Source organism: Leuconostoc falkenbergense, assembly GCF_014634805.1.
GTDB lineage: Bacteria > Bacillota > Bacilli > Lactobacillales > Lactobacillaceae > Leuconostoc > Leuconostoc falkenbergense.
In genome coordinates this window covers 1-3,839 of record NZ_BMBS01000066.1, presented here as the reverse complement: position 1 = coordinate 3,839, position 3,839 = coordinate 1, and the positions used below count along the sequence as shown (strand labels likewise).

The 3,839-nt window shown below is 40.3% G+C and carries 3 protein-coding genes and 1 riboswitch; all 3 genes read left to right on the top strand.

Annotated features, from left to right (window positions below; genetic code table 11):
• Window positions 1-133: 133 nt before the first annotated feature.
• Window positions 134-301, top strand: a riboswitch (Lysine riboswitch).
• Window positions 302-410: 109 nt separating this feature from the next.
• The 3 genes from alr (at window position 411) to IEU71_RS09710 (ending at window position 3,725) form a co-directional block, all read left to right on the top strand.
• Complete coding sequence (gene alr, locus IEU71_RS09720) at window positions 411-1,523, top strand: alanine racemase (protein ID WP_004910652.1); 1,113 nt, start codon at window positions 411-413, stop codon at window positions 1,521-1,523.
• A 9-nt stretch (window positions 1,524-1,532) separates the two neighbouring features.
• Entirely contained in the window at window positions 1,533-2,630 is a 1,098-nt protein-coding gene (locus IEU71_RS09715; protein WP_004910649.1) for an aspartate-semialdehyde dehydrogenase, read from the top strand.
• A 174-nt stretch (window positions 2,631-2,804) separates the two neighbouring features.
• Window positions 2,805-3,725 carry a YdcF family protein gene (locus IEU71_RS09710; protein ID WP_143470298.1) on the top strand — a complete coding sequence of 307 codons (921 nt, stop codon included), beginning with the start codon at window positions 2,805-2,807 and terminating at the stop codon, window positions 3,723-3,725.
• The last annotated feature ends 114 nt before the right edge of the window (window positions 3,726-3,839 follow it).

Sequence of the window (3,839 nt, the reverse complement as noted above, 5' to 3'; positions counted from 1 at the left end):
AAACACTCAACTGGCAATCACCACGAAAGGTTTTTCAGCAGTTTGCAGTGTTCGGTTAATTCTTGCAATCTACCGTAATTTAAAATCAGTTATTTGACAAATAAGAAAAATTAGAATACAATAATAACAATTTAAAAATCATAGAGGTTGCTATTGACATCAGTAGCTTGTGGAGTATTTACAGATACGAGGAAGCAAGTCAAAGGGGAAATAGCCGAAGCACTAGTACTGTAAGGTTAGTTAGCTGGGTCGTTAGTCAATAACTGGCGGACTGTCGCGCAAGCGGAGTGCTATGTGGTTGATTGCAATTTAATTGGAATCCATGGCTACTAGTTTGTGTGCTGTGGATTTTTTCTATATAGAAAGGCAAGTGTGCGACATTGATTTAATGGACGTACCTAAAGGGACTGATGGTAGAAGCAATTACAAGACCAACTGAGATGACAATTTCTTTGGCTGCAGTTAAAAATAACATTGAAGTGGTTAAAGCCACTTCTGGTGCGGATAAAGTTTTTCTAGCTGTAAAATCAAATGGTTATGGTCACGGCTTGCATACAATGGCTGAAGCTGCCGTGGCTGGTGGTGTGTACGGTCTTGCTGTTGCTATCATTGATGAAGCGTTAGCGCTACGACACCAACGTTTGACAGTCCCTATTCTGATTCTAGGTATTTCACCAGCGGAGTATGCCGAATTAATGGCTGTACAACATATTATGGCGACAGTTGTCTCGATAGATTGGCTGAAAACAGCAGAACAACACTTGAGTGGTGAACAGCGTTTACCAGTAACTTTGGGACTAGATACGGGAATGGGGCGCATTGGTTTTCGAGAACGTTCTGAAGTGGCCGAAGCAATTGCTTTTGTACAGGCACATGCAGATAAATTCGAATATGTCGGTTTGTGCACCCATTTTGCTGAATCCGATTCATCTGACACACGCTATTTTGAGAAGCAGCTCAAACGTTGGCATGCTTTGACCGACGGTTTACCAAAGCCTGAGTATTATCATGTAGCGAATTCTGGTGCAGCACTGTATCATCCAAATGAAGTACCACATGAAGTTATTCGAGTTGGTACTGTGATTTACGGTATTGAACCATCTCGTGGTGAGTTAGCTGATGGTCATGACTTGATGCCTGTATTATCATTACGTAGTCAGATGAATTTTGTTAAAAAATTACCGGCTGGAGAAGGCATTAGTTACTCTCATATTTATACCACGTCTGAAGACGAATGGATTGGGACAGTTCCAATTGGTTATGGGGATGGGTGGTTACGTTCATTAACTGGTTTTAATGTGATTGTTGACGGACAATATGTACCAATTGTAGGACAAATTGCCATGGATCAGCTGATGATTCGCCTACCGCATGAATATCCACTTGGCACAACAGTAACATTTATCGGCGTGGACGGTGATTTAGAAAACACGGTAGAAGATGTGGCGCAATATGCCAAATTAGCACCGTGGGAAATCACCACAGGTTTCCATGAACGGATACATCGTATTTTAGTAGATTAGGAGAAAATCATGACAAAAGCATATAATGTCGCTATTTTGGGTGCCACGGGTGCTGTGGGGACGAGACTCATTGAACAACTGGAACAGTCAACAATACCAGTAAATTCTTTGAAATTATTGGCTTCACCACGTTCAGCAGGTAAACAATTAGAATTTAAAGGTGAAAAAATTACTGTTGAAGCGACCACGCCAGACAGCTTTGATGGTATTGATTTGGTTTTGGCAAGTGGTGGTGGTTCAGTCTCAGCTCAATATGCGCCAGAAGCGGTTAAACGCGGGGCAGTGGTAGTTGACAACTCGAGCTATTGGCGCATGAACGATGATGTGCCACTTGTTGTTCCTGAAGTTAATGAAAGCGCATTATCATCACATAACGGCATTATCGCAAATCCTAATTGCTCGACCATTCAAATGGTAGTCGCATTAGCACCCATTAAACAACAATTCGGCTTGAAGCGTGTGATAGTATCAACATATCAGGCTGCATCAGGTGCTGGTCAGTCTGCTTGGAATGAATTGGTGGCAGAGACAACGGCTTATAATGCTGGTGAACCAGTTCACGCCAACATTTTACCAGTCAAGGGAGCGCAACACCACTATCCTTTGGCTTATAATTTATTACCACAAATTGACGTTTTTGAAGATGATGGTTATACACATGAAGAATGGAAAATGATCCATGAAACTAAGAAAATCATGTTTGGTGACAAAAATTCTAAAGCTGTCAAAGTAACAGGTACAGCTGTACGCGTACCGGTACCCATTGGACATGGAGAAACGGTTTATTTTGAAACTAATGACGGCGCTGGGGCGACAACGGCTAGCATTCAAGCAGCTTTACGTTCAGCCGCTGGTGTTGTGCTAGAAGATAATCCAGCAGAACAATTATACCCACAGCCAGTTAATGCAGCTGGTAAGCGTGAAACATTTGTTGGTCGCGTGCGTCCTGATTTGGAAAATGATGATAGTTTCCACATGTGGGTCGTGTCAGACAACCTGCTAAAAGGTGCTGCATGGAATACTGTTCAAATTGCAGAGCGTCTTGTTGCACTCAACTTAGTTAGGGTGCCACAGGGTGCGTCTGATAAGTTTCCAGTGACAAAATAAAAAAAGTGCTACTAAGCGCTTTTTTATTATCATTCACTTTTTTTGCAAAGATAAGATCATACAATATCAGTGTTGGTGACGTGTTACAATTAAGGCATGATAATCAATGAAATCATTATAATCATCGTATTTTTTAGTTTGGCTATATTGCTGAATTACCAAATCAGGACGAATGTGGCTTCTTTACAAGTTGGCGCTTACGTGCTTTTTATGTTGGCTGTGTTTGGGTATTTCATGTATACACTTTTTCGGCCTGATAATAATGTCGTTTATCATGTTGCATTGATAGTTGGCATGATTGGTGATTTTTTAGGGTTAAGTCTCTTATTAGTTTTGCTGTTTTATAGCTATAAAAAGTGGCATCAGTCGGGACACACGTTTGCTAATATGGTTTTGTCTGGCATGATTATTTTTTATGTTGTGCTTAATGTCTCTATTTATTTACCACAATGGCTGCCATCAGATATCTGGCAATTGCGTGGTGTTATTTCATGGTTGGCTTTATTTGTGTTATGGCAATTTTTGCGCTTTTTCATTACGAGTATAATTTACGGTTTTGTTATCAAGCGTCCTGAAATAGGACCATTAGTGGTGTTAGGGGGCGGATTGGTTGATGGCTATTTTGTTGGTCGCATTGTGAGTCAACGCATTAAAGCGGCGGTGAAGGATGCTAATCAAATGACACCTTACCCGATGATTGTTTTTTCAGGTGGACAAGGTGAAGATGAACTCGTTTCCGAAGCTCAAGCAATGCGAGATTATGCAGTAAAAGAGTTGCACGTACCAATTGAAAAGACAATGCTTGAAGATCAATCACGCAATACGTTTGAAAATATCAGAAATTCATCAGAAATGTTACACACACCTTTTACTTTTTATAGTAGTGACTATCACATTTTGCGAGGTGCAACATTAGCACAACAGCAAAAGGTAACTGCTAATGGGCGTGGTGGTAAGAGTCCTTTTCCATACCGGATTATTGCTTTTTTGCGTGAATTTTCTGGTGTGATGAATATTAAAAAGAAAGCACAGATAATTTGGGGCAGTCTTTTGTTTTTTGTAGCAGTAGCAGTTGTTACCATAGTTTTTAGATAAAAAATATATACAATCGTTATAAAAGTATGATATGTTATTGGTAGATTGCAAGAATTAACCGAACACTGCAAACTGCTGAAAAACCTTTCGTGGTGATTGCCAGTTGAGTGTTTT

Excerpts from the sequence above, each read along its gene's own strand:
- IEU71_RS09715 (WP_004910649.1), top strand. The coding sequence starts at position 1,533 with ATGACAAAAGCATATAATGTCGCTATTTTGGGTGCCACGGGTGCTGTG.
- alr (WP_004910652.1), top strand. The coding sequence starts at position 411 with ATGGTAGAAGCAATTACAAGACCAACTGAGATGACAATTTCTTTGGCT.